Here is a 14,994-nt window from a genome sequence, read left to right on the forward strand (position 1 = left end):
GGTGCATGTATGTGTGGCGCACCGGGCGGGATCGTTCTGTACGTGGTGCCCCACACATGGCCCCCAGCGCCTCTCGAACATCCCCGCGCCAGCGCATAGCATCCGGCCATGCCCAATGGTCAGTGGTACCCGCCCGAATGGCCCGTGCGGATCCGGGCCCTCGCCGCCGGTGAGATCACCGCGATGACTCCCCGGCGGGCCGCGACCGTGATGCTCCTGCGCGACGATCCCGCCGGCCCGGCCGTCCATATGCTGCGGCGCCGCGCCTCCATGGCGTTCGCCGCGGGCGCGTACGCGTACCCCGGCGGCGGAGTCGATCCCCGGGACGACGACCCGACCGTCGGCTGGGCCGGCCCCGGCCGTGACGCATGGGCGCGACGACTCGGCGTCGACGCCGAGTCCGCGCAGGCCATCGTGTGCGCGGCGGTCCGCGAGACCTACGAGGAGGCCGGCGTCCTGCTCGCCGGGGAGACCGCCGACACGGTCGTCCGCGACATCACGGGCGACGACTGGGATGCCGACCGCGTCGCCCTCGCCGGGCACGAGCTGTCGTTCGCCGAGTTCCTCAACCGGCGCGGGCTGGTGCTGCGCAGCGATCTGCTCGGCGCGTGGGCCCGCTGGATCACCCCGGAGTTCGAACCGCGCCGCTACGACACCTGGTTCTTCGTGGCCGCGCTCCCACCGGGCCAGCGGACCAGGAACGTTTCCACGGAGGCCGACCGTACGGTATGGATCGGACCGGCCGAGGCGACGGAGGCGTACGACAGGGGCGAGCTGCTGATGATGCCGCCGACCGTCGCGACGCTGCGTCAGCTCCAGTCGTACGGTACGGCCGACGAGGCGCTCGCCGGCTCCGACGGGCGCGATCTGACGCCCGTACTGGCCACGGCCCGGCTGGAGGGCGAGGAACTGGTGCTCAGCTGGCCCGGCCACGAGGAGTTCACCAAGCGCGTGGAACCGGGGTCGAGCGACCAGCAGGGCCGGACCCCTAGCCCGGGACAGAGCCCCGGCCCCGGCCCCGGTCCGGGCCCCGGTCCGGGCCCCGGTCCCGGTCCGGGCCCGGGGAAGAGTCTGAGCCCCAGCCCGAGCCCCCATCCGTATCCGTCGGAAGGTCCCCGATGACCGACGCCGCCGCCCTCCCGGGCCAGCCGCGCGGCGGGGTGCTCTCCGGCCCCGCCACGGCCCGCGCCATCAATGTCCTCGCCCCGAACGCCTCCGCGATGACCCTCGACGGGACCAACACCTGGATCGTCTCGGAGCCGGACTCGCGGTCGGCGGTGGTCATCGACCCCGGCCCGCTCGACGAACTCCATCTCAAAGCGGTCATCGATATCGCGGAGAGGGCCGGGAAGCGGATCGCGCTGACCCTCCTCACCCATGGCCACCCGGACCACGCGGCCGGCGCCGCACGCTTCGCCGCGCTCACCCGTACCCCTGTCCGTGCCCTGGATCCGGCGCTGCGCCTCGGGGACGAGGGGCTGACGGCCGGGAACGTCATCACCACCGGGGGCCTTGAGCTGCGAGTGGTGCCCACCCCGGGCCACACCTCCGACTCGCTCTCCTTCCATCTGCCCGCCGACCGCGCGGTGCTCACCGGCGACACCATCCTGGGCCGGGGCACGACACTCGTCGCACACCCGGACGGCAGGCTCGGCGACTACCTCGACTCGCTCCGCCGGCTGCGCTCGCTCACGGTCGACGACGGGGTCCATACGGTGCTGCCGGGCCATGGGCCGGTCCTGGACGACGCCCAGGGCGCCGTGGAGTTCTATCTCGCCCATCGTGCGAACCGGCTCGCCCAGGTCGAGACGGCCGTGGAGAACGGGCACCGTACGCCCGCGGAGGTGGTGGCGTATGTGTACGCGGGGGTGGACCGGTCCCTGTGGCCCGCGGCCGAAATGTCCGTAAGGGCGCAGCTGGAGTATCTGCGCGAGCACGGCCTCATCTGACGGCCGAGTCCGGGGGGAGGGGAGAAGAGCGAAGGGCGGAGGACAAAGGGCGAAGGGCCCCGCCAGGAGGCGGAGCCCTTCGTAAAGCCGGTCTGGCGGTCCCAGTGGTGGGGCGTCAGCGGGTGCCGGCCAGTGTCAGCGGGAGCGCTTCGCGAGGCGCTCCACGTCCAGCAGGATCACCGCGCGCGCCTCAAGGCGCAGCCAGCCGCGCTGCGCGAAGTCGGCGAGTGCCTTGTTGACCGTCTCGCGGGAGGCGCCGACCAGCTGGGCCAGCTCTTCCTGGGTCAGGTCGTGGACGACATGGATGCCCTCCTCCGACTGGACGCCGAAGCGGCGCGACAGATCGAGGAGCGCGCGGGCCACGCGGCCGGGGACGTCGGAGAAGACCAGGTCGGACATCTGGTCGTTCGTCTTGCGCAGTCGGCGTGCGACGGCGCGCAGCAGGGCCGTGGCCACCTCCGGACGGGCGTTCAGCCAGGGCTGGAGGTCGCCGTGGCCGAGCCCGAGGAGCTTGACCTCGGTGAGCGCGCTCGCGGTGGCGGTGCGCGGACCGGGGTCGAAGAGGGACAGCTCGCCGATCAGTTCGCCGGGGCCGAGTACGGCCAGCATGTTCTCGCGGCCGTCGGGGGAGGTGCGGTGAAGCTTGACCTTGCCCTCGGTGACCACATAGAGGCGGTCGCCCGGGTCGCCCTCGTGGAAGAGCGCGTCACCGCGCGCGAGCGTCGCTTCACTCATCGAGGCGCGGAGCTCCGCCGCCTGCTCGTCATCGAGCGCCGCGAAGAGCGGGGCACGCCGCAGAACGTCGTCCACGTGTTCTCTCCTTGTCGACCTGCTCAGGGAACTGTGGTCCCCACCTGCGAAGGGACCGTGGTCCCCATGATGCCGTACCGGCCGCTTGTTCTCGGGTGGCTTGGCATCCCCGGGCTGATTGGTCCGGGTACCGAATTCCGGTTGTTCGAAACCGTGCGATCAGTCACAAGTTTGACGTACGCGCGTGCCCCACTGTGCCCTGGATGCCGATTCGGATGGCGATGGGCCGTGGCCGGGGCGGATGTCAGTGCGGGGCTTTACGCTGGCCGGGTGTCCAACTCGCCGGTGACAGCGCAGGCCAAGGGGGCTGGAAGAGTGTCCGCGGAGAAGAATTCCGCTGTGGGCGAACAGCCCTCAGTGAAACGGAAAAAAGCCGCAAAAGGGTCAACGGGCAAGGCGGTGCCCAAGACCGCGGCCACAGAGCCCGCCGCCAAGACCACGGCCAAGGCCGCCGCGAAGAGCGCGGCCAAGAGCACGGTCAAGACGGCGGCCAAGGGCACGGCCAAGACGACGGCCAAACCGGAATCGCATCTGGCGATGGTCCGCCGGGCCCGCCGGATAAACCGCGAGTTGGCCGAGGTCTATCCGTATGCCCATCCCGAGCTCGATTTCCGGAACCCGTTCGAGCTCCTGGTGGCGACGGTCCTGTCCGCCCAGACCACCGACCTGCGGGTCAACCAGACGACGCCCGCCCTCTTCGCGAAGTACCCGACCCCCGAGGACATGGCCGCGGCCGTGCCCGAGGAGTTGGAGGAGGCCGTCCGCCCTACGGGCTTCTTCCGTGCCAAGGCGAAGTCGCTCATCGGCCTGTCCACGGCGTTGCGTGACCGGTTCGACGGCGAGGTCCCGGGCCGGCTGGAGGATCTGGTGTCGCTGCCGGGCGTGGGCCGCAAGACGGCGAACGTCGTTCTCGGCAATGCCTTCGGCGTCCCCGGCCTCACGGTCGACACCCACTTCGGCCGGCTGGTCCGCCGCTGGAAGTGGACCGAGCAGGAGGATCCGGAGAAGGTCGAGGCGGAGATCGCCGCGATCTTCCCCAAGAGCGAGTGGACGATGCTCTCGCACCGCGTGATTTTCCACGGCCGCCGTATCTGCCACTCCCGCAAGCCGGCCTGCGGTGCCTGTCCGATCGCGCAGCTCTGCCCCTCGTACGGAGAGGGTGAGACGGACCCGGAGAAGGCGCGCAAGCTGCTGAAGTACGAGATGGGCGGCTATCCCGGCCAGCGTCTGAGCCCGCCCGCCGACTATCCGGGCAAACCGGCCCCGGCGCGCGTTGAGTAGGCGAGCGGCCCCCGCCGTATGAGGACACGACGACACCAGCCCAGCGCGAAGCATGAAGCGCGTGCACGAAGCAGGAAGCACGAACGAGTGGAGCCGGATGCGGGCGGAACGATCCGGCCGACGGCAGGCGTTGTACGACAGGGGTGCCTATGACGCGAGCTGAAAAGACCTACCGGGCGAACGAGACCTACCGAACGAACGAGACCTATGGCGACCCGGCGACGGCCGGGGTCGCCGTCTCCACCGACGGGCTGCCCGACTGGCTGATGCCCGTCGTGCGCGCCGCGCGGACCGTCGTACCGGAAGAGCTCAGCCGCTTTCTGCCGCCGGAGAGCGGCGACGGACGGCAGTCCGCCGTCCTGATCCTCTTCGGCGAGGGCGCCCGAGGCCCCGAGCTCCTGCTGATGGAGCGTTCCAGCACCCTGCGCTCGCATCCGGGACAGCCCTCGTTTCCCGGCGGCTCCCTCGACCCCGCCGACGGCGATCCGGCCACCACGGGACCGCTGCGGGCGGCGCTGCGCGAGGCCGAGGAGGAGACCGGTCTCGATCCGTCCGGGGTCCAGCTCTTCGGCGTGCTGCCCAAGCTCTACATCCCGGTGAGCGAGTTCGTCGTGACGCCCGTGCTCGGCTGGTGGCGCAGCCCCACCCCTGTCGGCGTCGTCGACCCCGAGGAGACCGCCCGGGTCTTCACCGTTCCCGTGGCGGATCTCACGGACCCGGCCAACCGCGCGACGGCCCGGCACCCCAGCGGCCACCGAGGCCCGGCCTTTCTGGTCGCGTCCGCGCTGGTCTGGGGCTTTACGGCCGGAGTGATCGACAGGATCCTGTACTTCGCGGGCTGGGAGCAGCCATGGGACCGCTCCAAGCAGGTCCCGCTGGACTGGCGTGCATGACAGGCTGACCCCCAATGTTCCACCCTTCGGAGGTTCCTGACCCCGGCGGCTCCGCCGCCGGTCGCCAGGGCCGCCGGAAGCTCCGTACCGACGGCCGGGCGGGGCACCCCGCCGACGGGGCGGGGCGATGGAGACGTATCCGCGAGGCAAGCGAGGCTATTGACGGTGAACGTGCTGGACATCCTGCTGCTGCTCGCCGCCGTGTGGTTCGCGGTCGTCGGCTACCGCCAGGGTTTCGTGGTGGGCATCCTGTCGGTGATCGGCTTTCTCGGTGGCGGTCTCGTGGCGGTGTATCTCCTGCCCGTGGTCTGGGCCGAGATGACCGCGGACTCCGAGGTCTCCACCACGGCCGCCGTCGTCGCGATCGTCATAGTGATCGTCTGTGCCTCGGTGGGCCAGGCCTTCACCACGCACCTCGGCAACAAGCTGCGCCGCTACATCACATGGTCGCCGGCCCGCGCCCTGGACGCCGGTGGCGGCGCGCTGGTCAATGTCGTGGCCATGCTGCTCGTGGCCTGGCTGATCGGCTCCGCCCTCGCCGGGACCTCACTGCCGACGCTCGGCAAGGAGGTCCGCAGCTCAAAGGTGCTGCTGGGGGTCTCCCGCGTGATGCCGGCCCAGGCGTCCAGCTGGTTCACGGACTTCTCGTCGGTACTGGCCCAGAACGGCTTCCCGCAGGTCTTCAGCCCGTTCGCCAATGAGCCCATCACCGAGGTGGAGGCCCCGGATCCGGCGCTCGCGGGCAGCCCGGTGGCGGCCCGCGCCCAGCAGTCGATCGTCAAGGTCGTCGGTACGGCGCCCACCTGCGGCAAGGTCCTCGAAGGATCAGGCTTCGTCTTCGCCGACCGCCGGGTGATGACCAACGCGCATGTGGTCGGCGGCGTGGAGGAGCCCACCGTCCAGATAGGCGGTGAGGGACGGCTGTACGACGCCAAGGTCGTCCTCTACGACTGGCAGCGCGACATCGCCGTACTGGACGTGCCGAACCTCCCCGCCGAGCCGCTCCAGTTCACCGACAAGGACGCGGCCAGCGGCGACAGCGCGATCGTCGCGGGCTTCCCGGAGAACGGCTCGTACGACGTACGCTCCGCGCGCGTCCGGGGCCGTATCGACGCGGAGGGCCCCGACATCTACCGTCGCGGCGAGGTCCGGCGCGATGTCTACTCACTCTTCGCGAACGTACGCCAGGGCAACTCCGGAGGCCCGCTCCTCACCACCGAGGGCAAGGTGTACGGAGTGATCTTCGCCAGGTCGCTCGACGATCCCCAGACCGGCTACGCCCTGACAGCTGACGAGATCCGCGACGACATCACGCTCGGCCGGAACGCCAACCAGCAGGTCGACACCCAGGGGTGCGCGCTCTGAGCGCTCTGAGCCGTGTGGCTCCGGGCCGTGTCGCTCCGGGCCGTGTCGCTCCGGGCCGTGTCCGCAGAGTTCCGCCCGGCTCGCCGGGCGGAACGCTGTGACATGCCCTCAGGAGCGCTGATGGCGCAGCCGGGCGGAGACCCAGCGCGCTCTGCGGCGGAGGATCAGGGAAATACCGAGCCGGGGATCATGGCCCTGCTCGTCGGACCCGCCCCTTCTGTGGGTGATCGGCGCAGAGGCCGAGCGGCGGTTGCGTGCTGCGTCACCGTAGTCGTGCGTCCAGCCCATACTTCGACCTGTGCCCCTGGCCCATGGTCGGTAACCGCGCGGGAGTGGGCCAATTGGCCTATGCGCGAGGCATTTGGCTGTTCGTAGGACAAGCGTTCAAAGGGTGACAACCGGGGCGGGCGGCGCGTCGCTCTTCACCGGTCCGTGTCAGCCGCCCGGCTCGCCGCAAGAGCCGCCGGCAGCCGCAGCCGCCCGCGGTCATCGCCGACGAGTCTCGCCGCCGCCCGCAAACCAGTTCAGCGGTCCGGCTCGGGGTCCTTCAGCCAGTTGATGAGTTCCGCGGAGAACGCGGCGGGGTCCTCCTCGTGCGGGAAGTGCCCCAGACCATCGAACAGCCGCCAGCGATAGGGCGCTTCCACATACTCGGCCGACCCCGCCGTGCTGCGCGTCCGCATCGCCGGGTCGAGTGACCCGTGCAGCTGGAGCGTCGGCACCCGCACCGGCCGCTTCATCCGCCGGTTGAACTGGATGCCGTCCGGCCGCGCCATCGACCGCACCATCCAGCGGTACGGCTCGATCGAGCAGTGCGCGGTCGACGGGATGGTCATCGCGCGCCGGTAGATCCCGAGCGCCTCATCGTCGGGCGGCCGGGGGCCCGACCAGTCCCGGATCAGCTGCCCCACCAGCGCCGCGTCGTCGGCGACGAGCTGACGCTCCGGCAGCCACGGCCGCTGGAAGCCCCAGATATACGATCCGGCGCGGCTCTGCGAGAGGTCGGAGAGCATCGCCGAGCGCCAGCGGCGCGGGTGCGGCATCGAGGACACCGCGAGCCGGCGCACCAGCTTGGGCCGCATCACGGCCGCCGTCCAGGCGAGATAGCCGCCCAGATCATGGCCCACGAGCGCCGCGTCCGGCTCACCGAGGGAGCGCACCACCCCGGTGATGTCGAGCGCCAGATTGGCGGGGTCGTACCCCCGGGGCGTACGGTCGCTGCCGCCCACCCCCCGTAGATCCATGGCCACCGCGCGATACCCGGCGTCCGCCAGCGCGGTCAGCTGATGGCGCCACGTCCACCAGAACTGCGGGAAGCCATGGAGCAGCAACACCAGCGGCCCCTCGCCCATCTCGGCGATATGGAAGCGCGCACCATTGGCTGCCACATCGCGATGGGTCCAGGGACCATCGAGACGGACAGCGGAAGCCGGTGTCGCTCCTGAGGTCCCACCGGAGGGCGTGCCAGGCCCCGTGCCGGAGGTCTTGCCGGGGTCGGATTCAGGGGCGGTCATGCAGACGAGCGTGCCACAGACTTGGTGACTTCCCGGACCTGGCGGGGATGCGGCTTCACGTTCTGCAGTACGGCCGCCGTCTCCTTGGCCGAGGCGATGGACTTCTCCGGCGGCTTCACCTTCTTGAACTTCAGCAGCGCGAGCCCGGCGAGCAGCGCCGCGAGGATCAGAAACGCTCCGCCCACGATCAGGAACGACCAGGCGAGCCCGAGCCCCAGATTGTGGATCCCGTACGCGGCGGCGAAGCTCAGCACCGGCAGGGAGAACAGGGCGAACACCGCCGCGATCGCGATGGCGGTCCCACCGGTCACACCACGCTTGACGTCCTGTCGGATCTCGGCCTTGGCCAGGGCGATCTCATCGTGCACCAGCGCGGACATCTCGGCGGTGGCCGAGGCGACCAGCTGGCCAATGCTGCGGTCGCCGGCGGCGGCGGCTTCGATCACGGTACCGGTCCGGACGGCGTCGGCGACGTGCTTGCCGGGGTCGCTCATCGGTGACTCCCTCTTCTCGCTCTTCTCGGCTACGGACCGTCGGCTACGAATCCGTTGTCCGATCATGCCGGACCCTCGCCGTCTCCGCGCGCTGCCCCCGCGTGTTCCGCCAGCCGACGGTGCTCGGCGGCCTTCGCCTCGTACAGCTCCGCCATGCGCAAGTGGTATGCCGGATCGTCCTGTTCATAGATGTCGGGGATACCGTCCCGGTCCTCGTCCCGCTCCTCCTCCTCGTACAGCGCACGGTACGTGCGGACGCGCAGCTTCAGCAGTACCCCGGAGAAGACGGCGGCTATGACCGAGCCGGTCAGCACCGCGGCCTTCACCTCGTCGGTGAGCGCGGGGTCCGTCGAGAAGGCCAGCTCGCCGATGAGCAGCGAGACGGTGAAACCGATCCCGGCGAGCGAGGCGAGCGCGAAGACATCGGGCCAGGCCAGGTCCTCGTTCAGCTCGGCCCTGGTGAAGCGCGCGGCCAGCCACGTGCCGCCGAAGATACCGACCGCCTTGCCGACGACCAGACCCAGTACGACGCCAAGGGTCTCCGGCTGGGTGAAGACCTCGCCGAGCGCATGGCCCGAGACGGAGACCCCCGCGGAGAAGAGCGCGAACAGCGGTACGGCCAGACCGGCCGAGACGGGGCGCACCAGATGCTCGATGTGCTCGCCGGGGGAGTGCTTCTCGCCCTCGTTCCTGGTGCAGCGCAGCATCAGCCCCATCGCGACCCCGGCGATGGTGGCGTGGACGCCGCTGTTGTACATCAGGCCCCAAATGACCAGCGCCAGCGGGATATACACGTACCAACCGCGTACGCCCTTGCGCAGCAGGATCCAGAAGACGACGAGACCGGCGACCGCGCCGCCGAGCGCCGCGAAGTTCAGAGTGCTGGTGAAGAAGACGGCGATGATCAGGATGGCGAAGAGATCGTCGACGACCGCGAGGGTGAGGAGGAAGGCGCGCAGCGCGGAGGGCAGTGAGGTGCCGATCACCGCGAGGACGGCGAGCGCGAAGGCGATATCGGTGGCGACGGGCACGGCCCAGCCGCTCAGAGACCCGCCGCCGGTCGTGTTGACCAGCACATAGACCAGGGCGGGCACGATCATTCCGCAGAGCGCGGCGATCACGGGGAGTGCGGCGGCCTTGGGATCGCGCAGTTCCCCGGCCACCAGTTCGCGCTTCAGCTCGATGCCGGCGACGAAGAAGAAGATGGCGAGCAGACCGTCGGCCGCCCAGTGCTGTATGGAGAGGTCGAGGCCGAGCGAGGCGGGTCCGAAGTGGAAGTCGCTTACGGCCTCGTAGCTGTGGCTCAGTGGTGTGTTCGCCCAGAGGAGGGCGGCGATGGCGGCGACGAGCAGAAGGACGCCGCCGACAGTCTCCGTGCGCAGCGCCTCCGCGAGATAGTTCCGCTCGGGCAGCGGGAGGCGTCCGAGGAACTTACGGCCGGTGGGTGTGGGCGCGGATATGGGCACGGCGAAGGCCTCCGGTCGAACTGCGGGCATGACGCATCACATGCCGACCAGACTTCCCGGCGCACCTTGTAAATCTTGTTGTGTTATTTACGCGCTGCCTACTTTACCCGGCCGGGACGATCGCCGCGCAGGGGAGCGTTGCGCGAGGGAGCACGCAGCGGGGCGCCCGGCATTGAATGCCGAGCGCCCCGCGGCGGGGCGGCCTCGCCCCGCTCAGTCCCCGCCCTGCTCAGTCCTCGCCCGCTCAGTCCTCGCCCGCTCAGTCCTCGCTGGTCGCGCTGGGCAGCTGGGACTGGATGAGATCCATGACCGACGAGTCGGTGAGCGTGGTGACATCGCCGAGCTGGCGGTTCTCCGCGACATCCCGCAGCAGCCGCCGCATGATCTTGCCCGAGCGGGTCTTCGGCAGCTCCGCGACGGGGAGGATCCGCTTGGGCTTCGCGATCGGACCCAGCGTGGTGCCGACATGGTTGCGCAGCTCGGCCACGAGACCGTCATCGACGAGGGCCGAGCCCCGCAGGATCACGAAGGCGACGATGGCCTGGCCGGTCGTCTCGTCCGTGGCACCGACCACGGCGGCCTCGGCGACCTTGGGGTGCGAGACGAGGGCCGACTCCACCTCCGTCGTCGAGATGTTGTGGCCGGAGACGAGCATGACGTCGTCCACCCGCCCGAGCAGCCAGATATCGCCGTCGTCGTCCTTCTTCGCGCCGTCCCCGGCGAAGTACTTGCCCTCGAAGCGGGACCAGTACGTGTCGATGAACCGCTGGTCGTCGCCCCAGATGGTGCGCAGCATCGACGGCCAGGGCTCGGTCAGGACGAGATAGCCGCCGCCCCCGTCGGGCACCTCGCGGGCCTCGTCGTCCACGACGGTCGCCGAGATCCCCGGCAGGGCGCGCTGGGCGGAGCCCGGCTTGGTCTCCGTCACACCGGGGAGCGGGGAGATCATCATGGCGCCGGTCTCCGTCTGCCACCAGGTGTCCACGATCGGGGTCTTGCCGGCGCCGATGTGCTCGCGGTACCAGATCCACGCCTCGGGGTTGATCGGCTCACCGACCGAGCCCAGCACCCGCAGGGAAGTGAGATCGAACTTCGCGGGGATGTCGTCGCCCCACTTCATGAACGTACGGATGGCGGTCGGCGCCGTGTAGAGGATCGTCACCCCGTACTTCTGGATGATCTCCCAGAACCGCCCCTGGTGCGGGGTGTCGGGGGTGCCCTCGTACATCACCTGGGTGGCGCCATTGGCCAGCGGCCCGTACACGATGTACGAGTGGCCGGTCACCCAGCCGATGTCGGCCGTGCACCAGTACACGTCCGTCTCCGGCTTGAGGTCGAAGACGGCGTGGTGGGTGTAGGCCGCCTGGGTGAGGTAGCCGCCCGAGGTGTGCAGGATGCCCTTGGGCTTACCCGTCGTACCCGAGGTGTAGAGGATGAAGAGCGGGTGCTCCGCCGGGAACGCCTCGGGGGTGTGCTCCGGGGACTGGCGCCCGACGATGTCGTGCCACCACACATCACGGGAGTCGTCGAAGGCGGTGTCCTGGCCGGTACGGCGGACCACCAGCACGCGCTCGACCTGCGGGCACTTCGCCACGGCCTCGTCGATGGCCGGCTTGAGTGCGGTCGGCTTGCCGCGGCGGTAGCCACCGTCGGAGGTGATGACCAGCTTGGCGTCGGCGTCCTGGATACGGGAGGCGACCGCGTCGGCCGAGAAGCCGCCGAAGACCACGGAGTGCGCGGCGCCGATCCTGGCGCAGGCCAGCATGGCGACCGCGGCCTCGGGGATCATCGGCAGATATACGGCGACCCGGTCGCCCGCGCGCACCCCCAGCTCGGTGAGCGCGTTTGCGGCCCGCGACACCTCGTCCTTCAGCTCCGCGTAAGTGATCGCGCGGCTGTCGCCCGGCTCGCCCTCGAAGTGGATGGCCACGCGGTCTCCGTGACCGGCCGCCACATGGCGATCGACGCAGTTGTAGGCGACGTTCAGCTCGCCGTCCGCGAACCACTTCGCGAATGGCGGGTTCGACCAGTCCAGCGTCTCGGTCGGCTCGGTGACCCAAGTGAGCCGCCTCGCCTGCTCGGCCCAGAAGCCAAGCCTGTCCGCCTCGGCCTGCTCGTACGCCTCCGCCGTCACATTGGCGTGCGCGGCCAGCTCGGTCGGCGGTGCGAACCGCCGGTCCTCCTTGAGCAGGTTGGCCAGGCTTTCGTTGCTCACGACATCTCCCTTTCCCAGGGCGTCCTATGTCCTATGTGTCCCGGGCCAAGCTCATCAGGCGGATGCCCGGGTGACAAGGGGCTTCCAGGAATTGGTTTAGACCTGTGTGATGGGATCGGATCCGCCGCCCGGACACGGGCCCGGATCCGCTATCCCGCGTCCGACTGAGATGTGGCCCTCCTCCCCGGGGTGGTGGGAAGGGGGGCCACAGACTCTCACGGATGCGGTGCGAGTTCGGTTCAGGCGCGCGACTCCTCCAGCGTGGTCGGGGCCACCAGATCGAACACCTCTTCGTCGCCGCGGTCACCGCCGGACCCGACTCCGTCCGCCAGCAGATACGCCTGGGCCTCGCCGACATGGAAGTACATCCCGTGCAGTTCGAGCGTGCCCTCGGCCAGCCTTCGGGCCACCGACTCATGGGCCCGCAGATGCTCCAACTGCTGTACGACATTGGTCAGACAGAGCTGCTCGACCGCGTCGGCGGGCAGCCGTCCGGAGATCCTCGCCAAGGAGTGCTGACGGTTTCGCATCCGCTCCAGGCTGGGCAGCCCATGGCGCAGCCAGCGCCGCAGCGGAGTCCCGGCCCCGTCCGCGCCGGCGGGGGTGTTCAGCAGTGCCTGCATCGCCCCGCATCCCGAATGCCCGCACACCGTGATGGACTCCACGCGCAGGACATCCACCGCGTACTCGATCGCCGCGGCCACCGAATCGTCCGCGCCGTCCGTGCCGGGCAGCGGGACCAGATTCCCCACGTTCCGTACGGTGAACAGGTCGCCCGGACCACTGGACGTGATCATGCTCGTCACCAGCCGGGAGTCGGCGCAGGTGAGGAAGAGCTGAGAGGGCCGCTGCCCCTCGCGCGCCAGCCGGGCCAGCTCAGCGCGTACCAGCGGGGCCGTATTGCGCTGGAAGGAGCTGATCCCGTTGGTCAGTTGACGGATTCCGGGCGAACGCGCCACGCCTGCGGAGGGATGGGTCCCGGACAGGTCGGCCGTGCACAGGTCGGCCGCGCACAGGCTGACTGTGGACGGGGCGGCTGTGGATGGGCCGGTCGCGGACGCGACGGCCGAGGACAGGCCGGCTGCGTAGGGGCCGACCGCGGACGGATCGCTTGGGGGTGGGCCGACTGTGGACGGGTCGGTTGTGGGCGGGGCGTGGTCCGTCTGCCCAGAACGCGGCGAGGCGTTCGGCTGCGCGAGAGCGTGCTCCCCGCATTGGTGGTTGCGCCATGGCGTCCAGGGCGGGCAGCAGGTGGGCGACTCCATGGCGGGCTCGGTGATCCGGCCGCCCGCCCGGCCGGTGAATTCGGCCGTACCACCATGGGCGATATGCGCCGTCTGCCAGTCGTGCAGGGCCTCGAACGCCGCATGGTCCATAAAGGATCCGTCCAGCTCGACCACGCAGTCCACGTCCCAGGGCACCTGGTGCAGCACCCGGCTGAGCCGTGGCACGGCGAGGAACGTCAACTGGCCCCGCGCGCGTACACGGTGGACCCCGTCCCGCACCTCGACCGTGATCCGGGTCCTGGTGAGCCGGTGCAGTGCCACCGCGACCGCCACCGCGATCCCGATCACCACACCCTCCAGCACGCCGGTGAGCACCACGGCGGCCAGCGTCACCACATACACCAGCATTTCGCGGTTCCGCTGCACACTGCGGAGATGGACGAGGTTCACCATCTGGACCCCGACCACCATCACCAGCGCGGCCAGGGCCGCCAGCGGGATCAGGTCCAGCACGGGCACCAGCAGCAGGGCCGCGATGGCGATCCACAGCCCGTGCAGCATGGTCGAGTTCCGGCTCACCGCGCCTGTCGCCACATTGGCGGCGCTGCGTACGGCGACGCCGGTGATGGGCAGGCCGCCGAGCGCGCCCGAGACGACATTCCCGGCCCCTTGTCCGGCCAGCTCCCGGTCCAGCCGGGCGCGCGGGATGTGGATGCCCGGCTTCTTGCGGGCCGCCGCCAGTTTGTCCACGGCGACCGCGGAGAGCAGTGATTCGACGCTGCCGACCAGAGTGACCGTGAGAACGGCCGCGAGCAGTCCGAGCACCGGCCCATCGGGCAGCGCGGGCAAGGCATGGCTGCTCCAGGAAGGCAGATCGACGCGCTCCAGACTGACTCCGGCGAGCGCGGCCAGGGCCGTCGTGATCGTCACCGCGGCGAGCGCGCCCGGGATCTTGCGTACGATCCGCCCCGTACGCCCTGGAATCCGTGGCCATGCGAGCAGTAGGGCGACGGTCAGGAGGCTTACGGAGAGCGCGCCCGGATGCAGATTGGCCAACTGGGCGGGCAGGCCGCGCACATTGTCGATGGCGGAGCTCTGCGGCTTCCCGCCGAGCACGATATGGAGCTGGGCGAGCGCGATCGTGACGCCGATGCCGGCGAGCATGCCGTGCACGATCGCCGGGCTGACGGCGAGCGCCGAGCGGGCCACCCGCAGCGCCGCGAGGCCGAGTTGGGCGAGTCCGGCGCAGACGGTGATGGCACAGGTGACGCGCCAGCCGAACTGATGGATCAGATCGGCGGTGACGACGGTGAGCCCGGCGGCGGGGCCGCTCACCTGAAGCGGGGCTCCGCCCAGCCGGCCGACGACCAGACCGCCGACGGCGGCGGCCACCAGGCCCGCCTGGAGCGGTGCGCCGGTGGCGAGCGCGATGCCCAGGGAGAGCGGCAGCGCGATCAGGAAGACGGAGATCGACGCGGACACGTCGGCTCCGGCGATCCGGAACCCGCGCCCTCCGCGTCCTTCGCCCCCTCCGGGGCCGCGACGCTCGTCGCGGTCTCCGCCTGGCGGTCTGCGGGGCCGTCGGAACTGTGAGATGCGCGTGAACCGGGACACGGTCTCCACGGGAGTGGTCCGGATCGTGGAATCGATGCGGGCGGTCCAGGACACGGGGTTGGTGCGGGTGGGGATGGCAGCAGTCATATTTCCCGTCTCCTCCGGGCGGCGCGGTCGCAGTGTGTGGGGGCGCGGCCGTGGGTCACGGCGTGCAGTGGCGGGAGGTC

General features: G+C 70.3%; 12 protein-coding genes. 5 read left to right on the plus strand and 7 right to left on the minus strand.

The window, feature by feature from the left end; genetic code table 11:
- Positions 1–108: 108 nt before the first annotated feature.
- Together M1203_RS29060 and M1203_RS29065 are read left to right on the plus strand one after the other, a co-directional pair.
- Positions 109–1,122, plus strand: coding sequence for an NUDIX hydrolase (locus M1203_RS29060; RefSeq protein WP_249952787.1), 1,014 nt, complete (start codon positions 109–111; stop codon positions 1,120–1,122).
- Positions 1,119–1,949, plus strand: coding sequence for an MBL fold metallo-hydrolase (locus M1203_RS29065; RefSeq protein WP_249952788.1), 831 nt, complete (start codon positions 1,119–1,121; stop codon positions 1,947–1,949). The genes M1203_RS29060 and M1203_RS29065 overlap by 4 nt, the downstream gene beginning before the upstream one ends.
- 135 nt (positions 1,950–2,084) lie before the next feature.
- On the opposite strand, the gene M1203_RS29070 is transcribed toward M1203_RS29065, so the two are convergent.
- Complete coding sequence (locus tag M1203_RS29070) at positions 2,085–2,759, minus strand: Crp/Fnr family transcriptional regulator (protein WP_030353254.1); 675 nt, start codon at positions 2,757–2,759, stop codon at positions 2,085–2,087.
- Positions 2,760–3,074: 315 nt separating this feature from the next.
- On the opposite strand from M1203_RS29070, the gene nth reads away from it, so the two are divergent.
- The 3 genes from nth (at position 3,075) to M1203_RS29085 (ending at position 6,298) form a co-directional block, all read left to right on the plus strand.
- Positions 3,075–4,040, plus strand: a complete 966-nt coding sequence (gene nth / locus M1203_RS29075) for an endonuclease III (RefSeq protein ID WP_374404264.1) — start codon at positions 3,075–3,077, stop codon at positions 4,038–4,040.
- Positions 4,041–4,189: 149 nt separating this feature from the next.
- Positions 4,190–4,933, plus strand: coding sequence for a CoA pyrophosphatase (locus M1203_RS29080; protein WP_249952790.1), 744 nt, complete (start codon positions 4,190–4,192; stop codon positions 4,931–4,933).
- 165 nt (positions 4,934–5,098) lie between these two features.
- A complete protein-coding gene (locus M1203_RS29085; protein ID WP_249952791.1) occupies positions 5,099–6,298 on the plus strand; it encodes a MarP family serine protease in 1,200 nt (399 codons plus the stop codon).
- A gap of 108 nt (positions 6,299–6,406) precedes the next feature.
- Here M1203_RS29085 and M1203_RS29090 read toward each other — a convergent pair whose 3' ends face one another.
- The 6 genes from M1203_RS29090 to M1203_RS29115 all read right to left on the minus strand — a co-directional run bounded on the left by M1203_RS29090 (position 6,407) and on the right by M1203_RS29115 (position 14,914).
- Positions 6,407–6,586 carry a hypothetical protein gene (locus M1203_RS29090; protein ID WP_249952792.1) on the minus strand — a complete coding sequence of 60 codons (180 nt, stop codon included), beginning with the start codon at positions 6,584–6,586 and terminating at the stop codon, positions 6,407–6,409.
- Positions 6,587–6,822: 236 nt separating this feature from the next.
- The gene (locus M1203_RS29095; protein ID WP_249952793.1) at positions 6,823–7,812 is read right to left on the minus strand and encodes an alpha/beta fold hydrolase; all 990 of its coding nucleotides are present in this window, start codon (positions 7,810–7,812) and stop codon (positions 6,823–6,825) included.
- Positions 7,809–8,306 (minus strand): phage holin family protein, encoded by a 498-nt coding sequence (locus M1203_RS29100; protein ID WP_249952794.1) that lies wholly within the window; start codon positions 8,304–8,306, stop codon positions 7,809–7,811. Before M1203_RS29100 ends, M1203_RS29095 begins: the two co-directional genes overlap by 4 nt.
- Positions 8,307–8,368: 62 nt before the next feature.
- Positions 8,369–9,802 (minus strand): Na+/H+ antiporter NhaA, encoded by a 1,434-nt coding sequence (gene nhaA / locus M1203_RS29105; protein WP_249952795.1) that lies wholly within the window; start codon positions 9,800–9,802, stop codon positions 8,369–8,371.
- A 229-nt stretch (positions 9,803–10,031) separates the two neighbouring features.
- On the minus strand, positions 10,032–11,987 hold the full coding sequence (acs, locus tag M1203_RS29110) for an acetate--CoA ligase (protein WP_249952796.1): 1,956 nt from the start codon (positions 11,985–11,987) through the stop codon (positions 10,032–10,034).
- Positions 11,988–12,226: 239 nt separating this feature from the next.
- Entirely contained in the window at positions 12,227–14,914 is a 2,688-nt protein-coding gene (locus M1203_RS29115) for a SulP family inorganic anion transporter (RefSeq protein WP_374404268.1), read from the minus strand.
- Positions 14,915–14,994 lie beyond the last annotated feature (80 nt).

It is taken from the genome of Streptomyces sp. 35G-GA-8, assembly GCF_023534745.1.
GTDB lineage: Bacteria > Actinomycetota > Actinomycetes > Streptomycetales > Streptomycetaceae > Streptomyces.

Coding starts and splice junctions, on each gene's coding strand:
- M1203_RS29060 (WP_249952787.1), top strand. CDS start 109: ATGCCCAATGGTCAGTGGTACCCGCCCGAATGGCCCGTGCGGATCCGG.
- M1203_RS29065 (WP_249952788.1), top strand. CDS start 1,119: ATGACCGACGCCGCCGCCCTCCCGGGCCAGCCGCGCGGCGGGGTGCTC.
- M1203_RS29080 (WP_249952790.1), top strand. CDS start 4,190: ATGACGCGAGCTGAAAAGACCTACCGGGCGAACGAGACCTACCGAACG.
- M1203_RS29090 (WP_249952792.1), bottom strand. CDS start 6,586: ATGGGCTGGACGCACGACTACGGTGACGCAGCACGCAACCGCCGCTCG.
- M1203_RS29095 (WP_249952793.1), bottom strand. CDS start 7,812: ATGACCGCCCCTGAATCCGACCCCGGCAAGACCTCCGGCACGGGGCCT.
- M1203_RS29100 (WP_249952794.1), bottom strand. CDS start 8,306: ATGAGCGACCCCGGCAAGCACGTCGCCGACGCCGTCCGGACCGGTACC.
- nhaA (WP_249952795.1), bottom strand. CDS start 9,802: ATGCCCGCAGTTCGACCGGAGGCCTTCGCCGTGCCCATATCCGCGCCC.
- M1203_RS29115 (WP_374404268.1), bottom strand. CDS start 14,914: ATGACTGCTGCCATCCCCACCCGCACCAACCCCGTGTCCTGGACCGCC.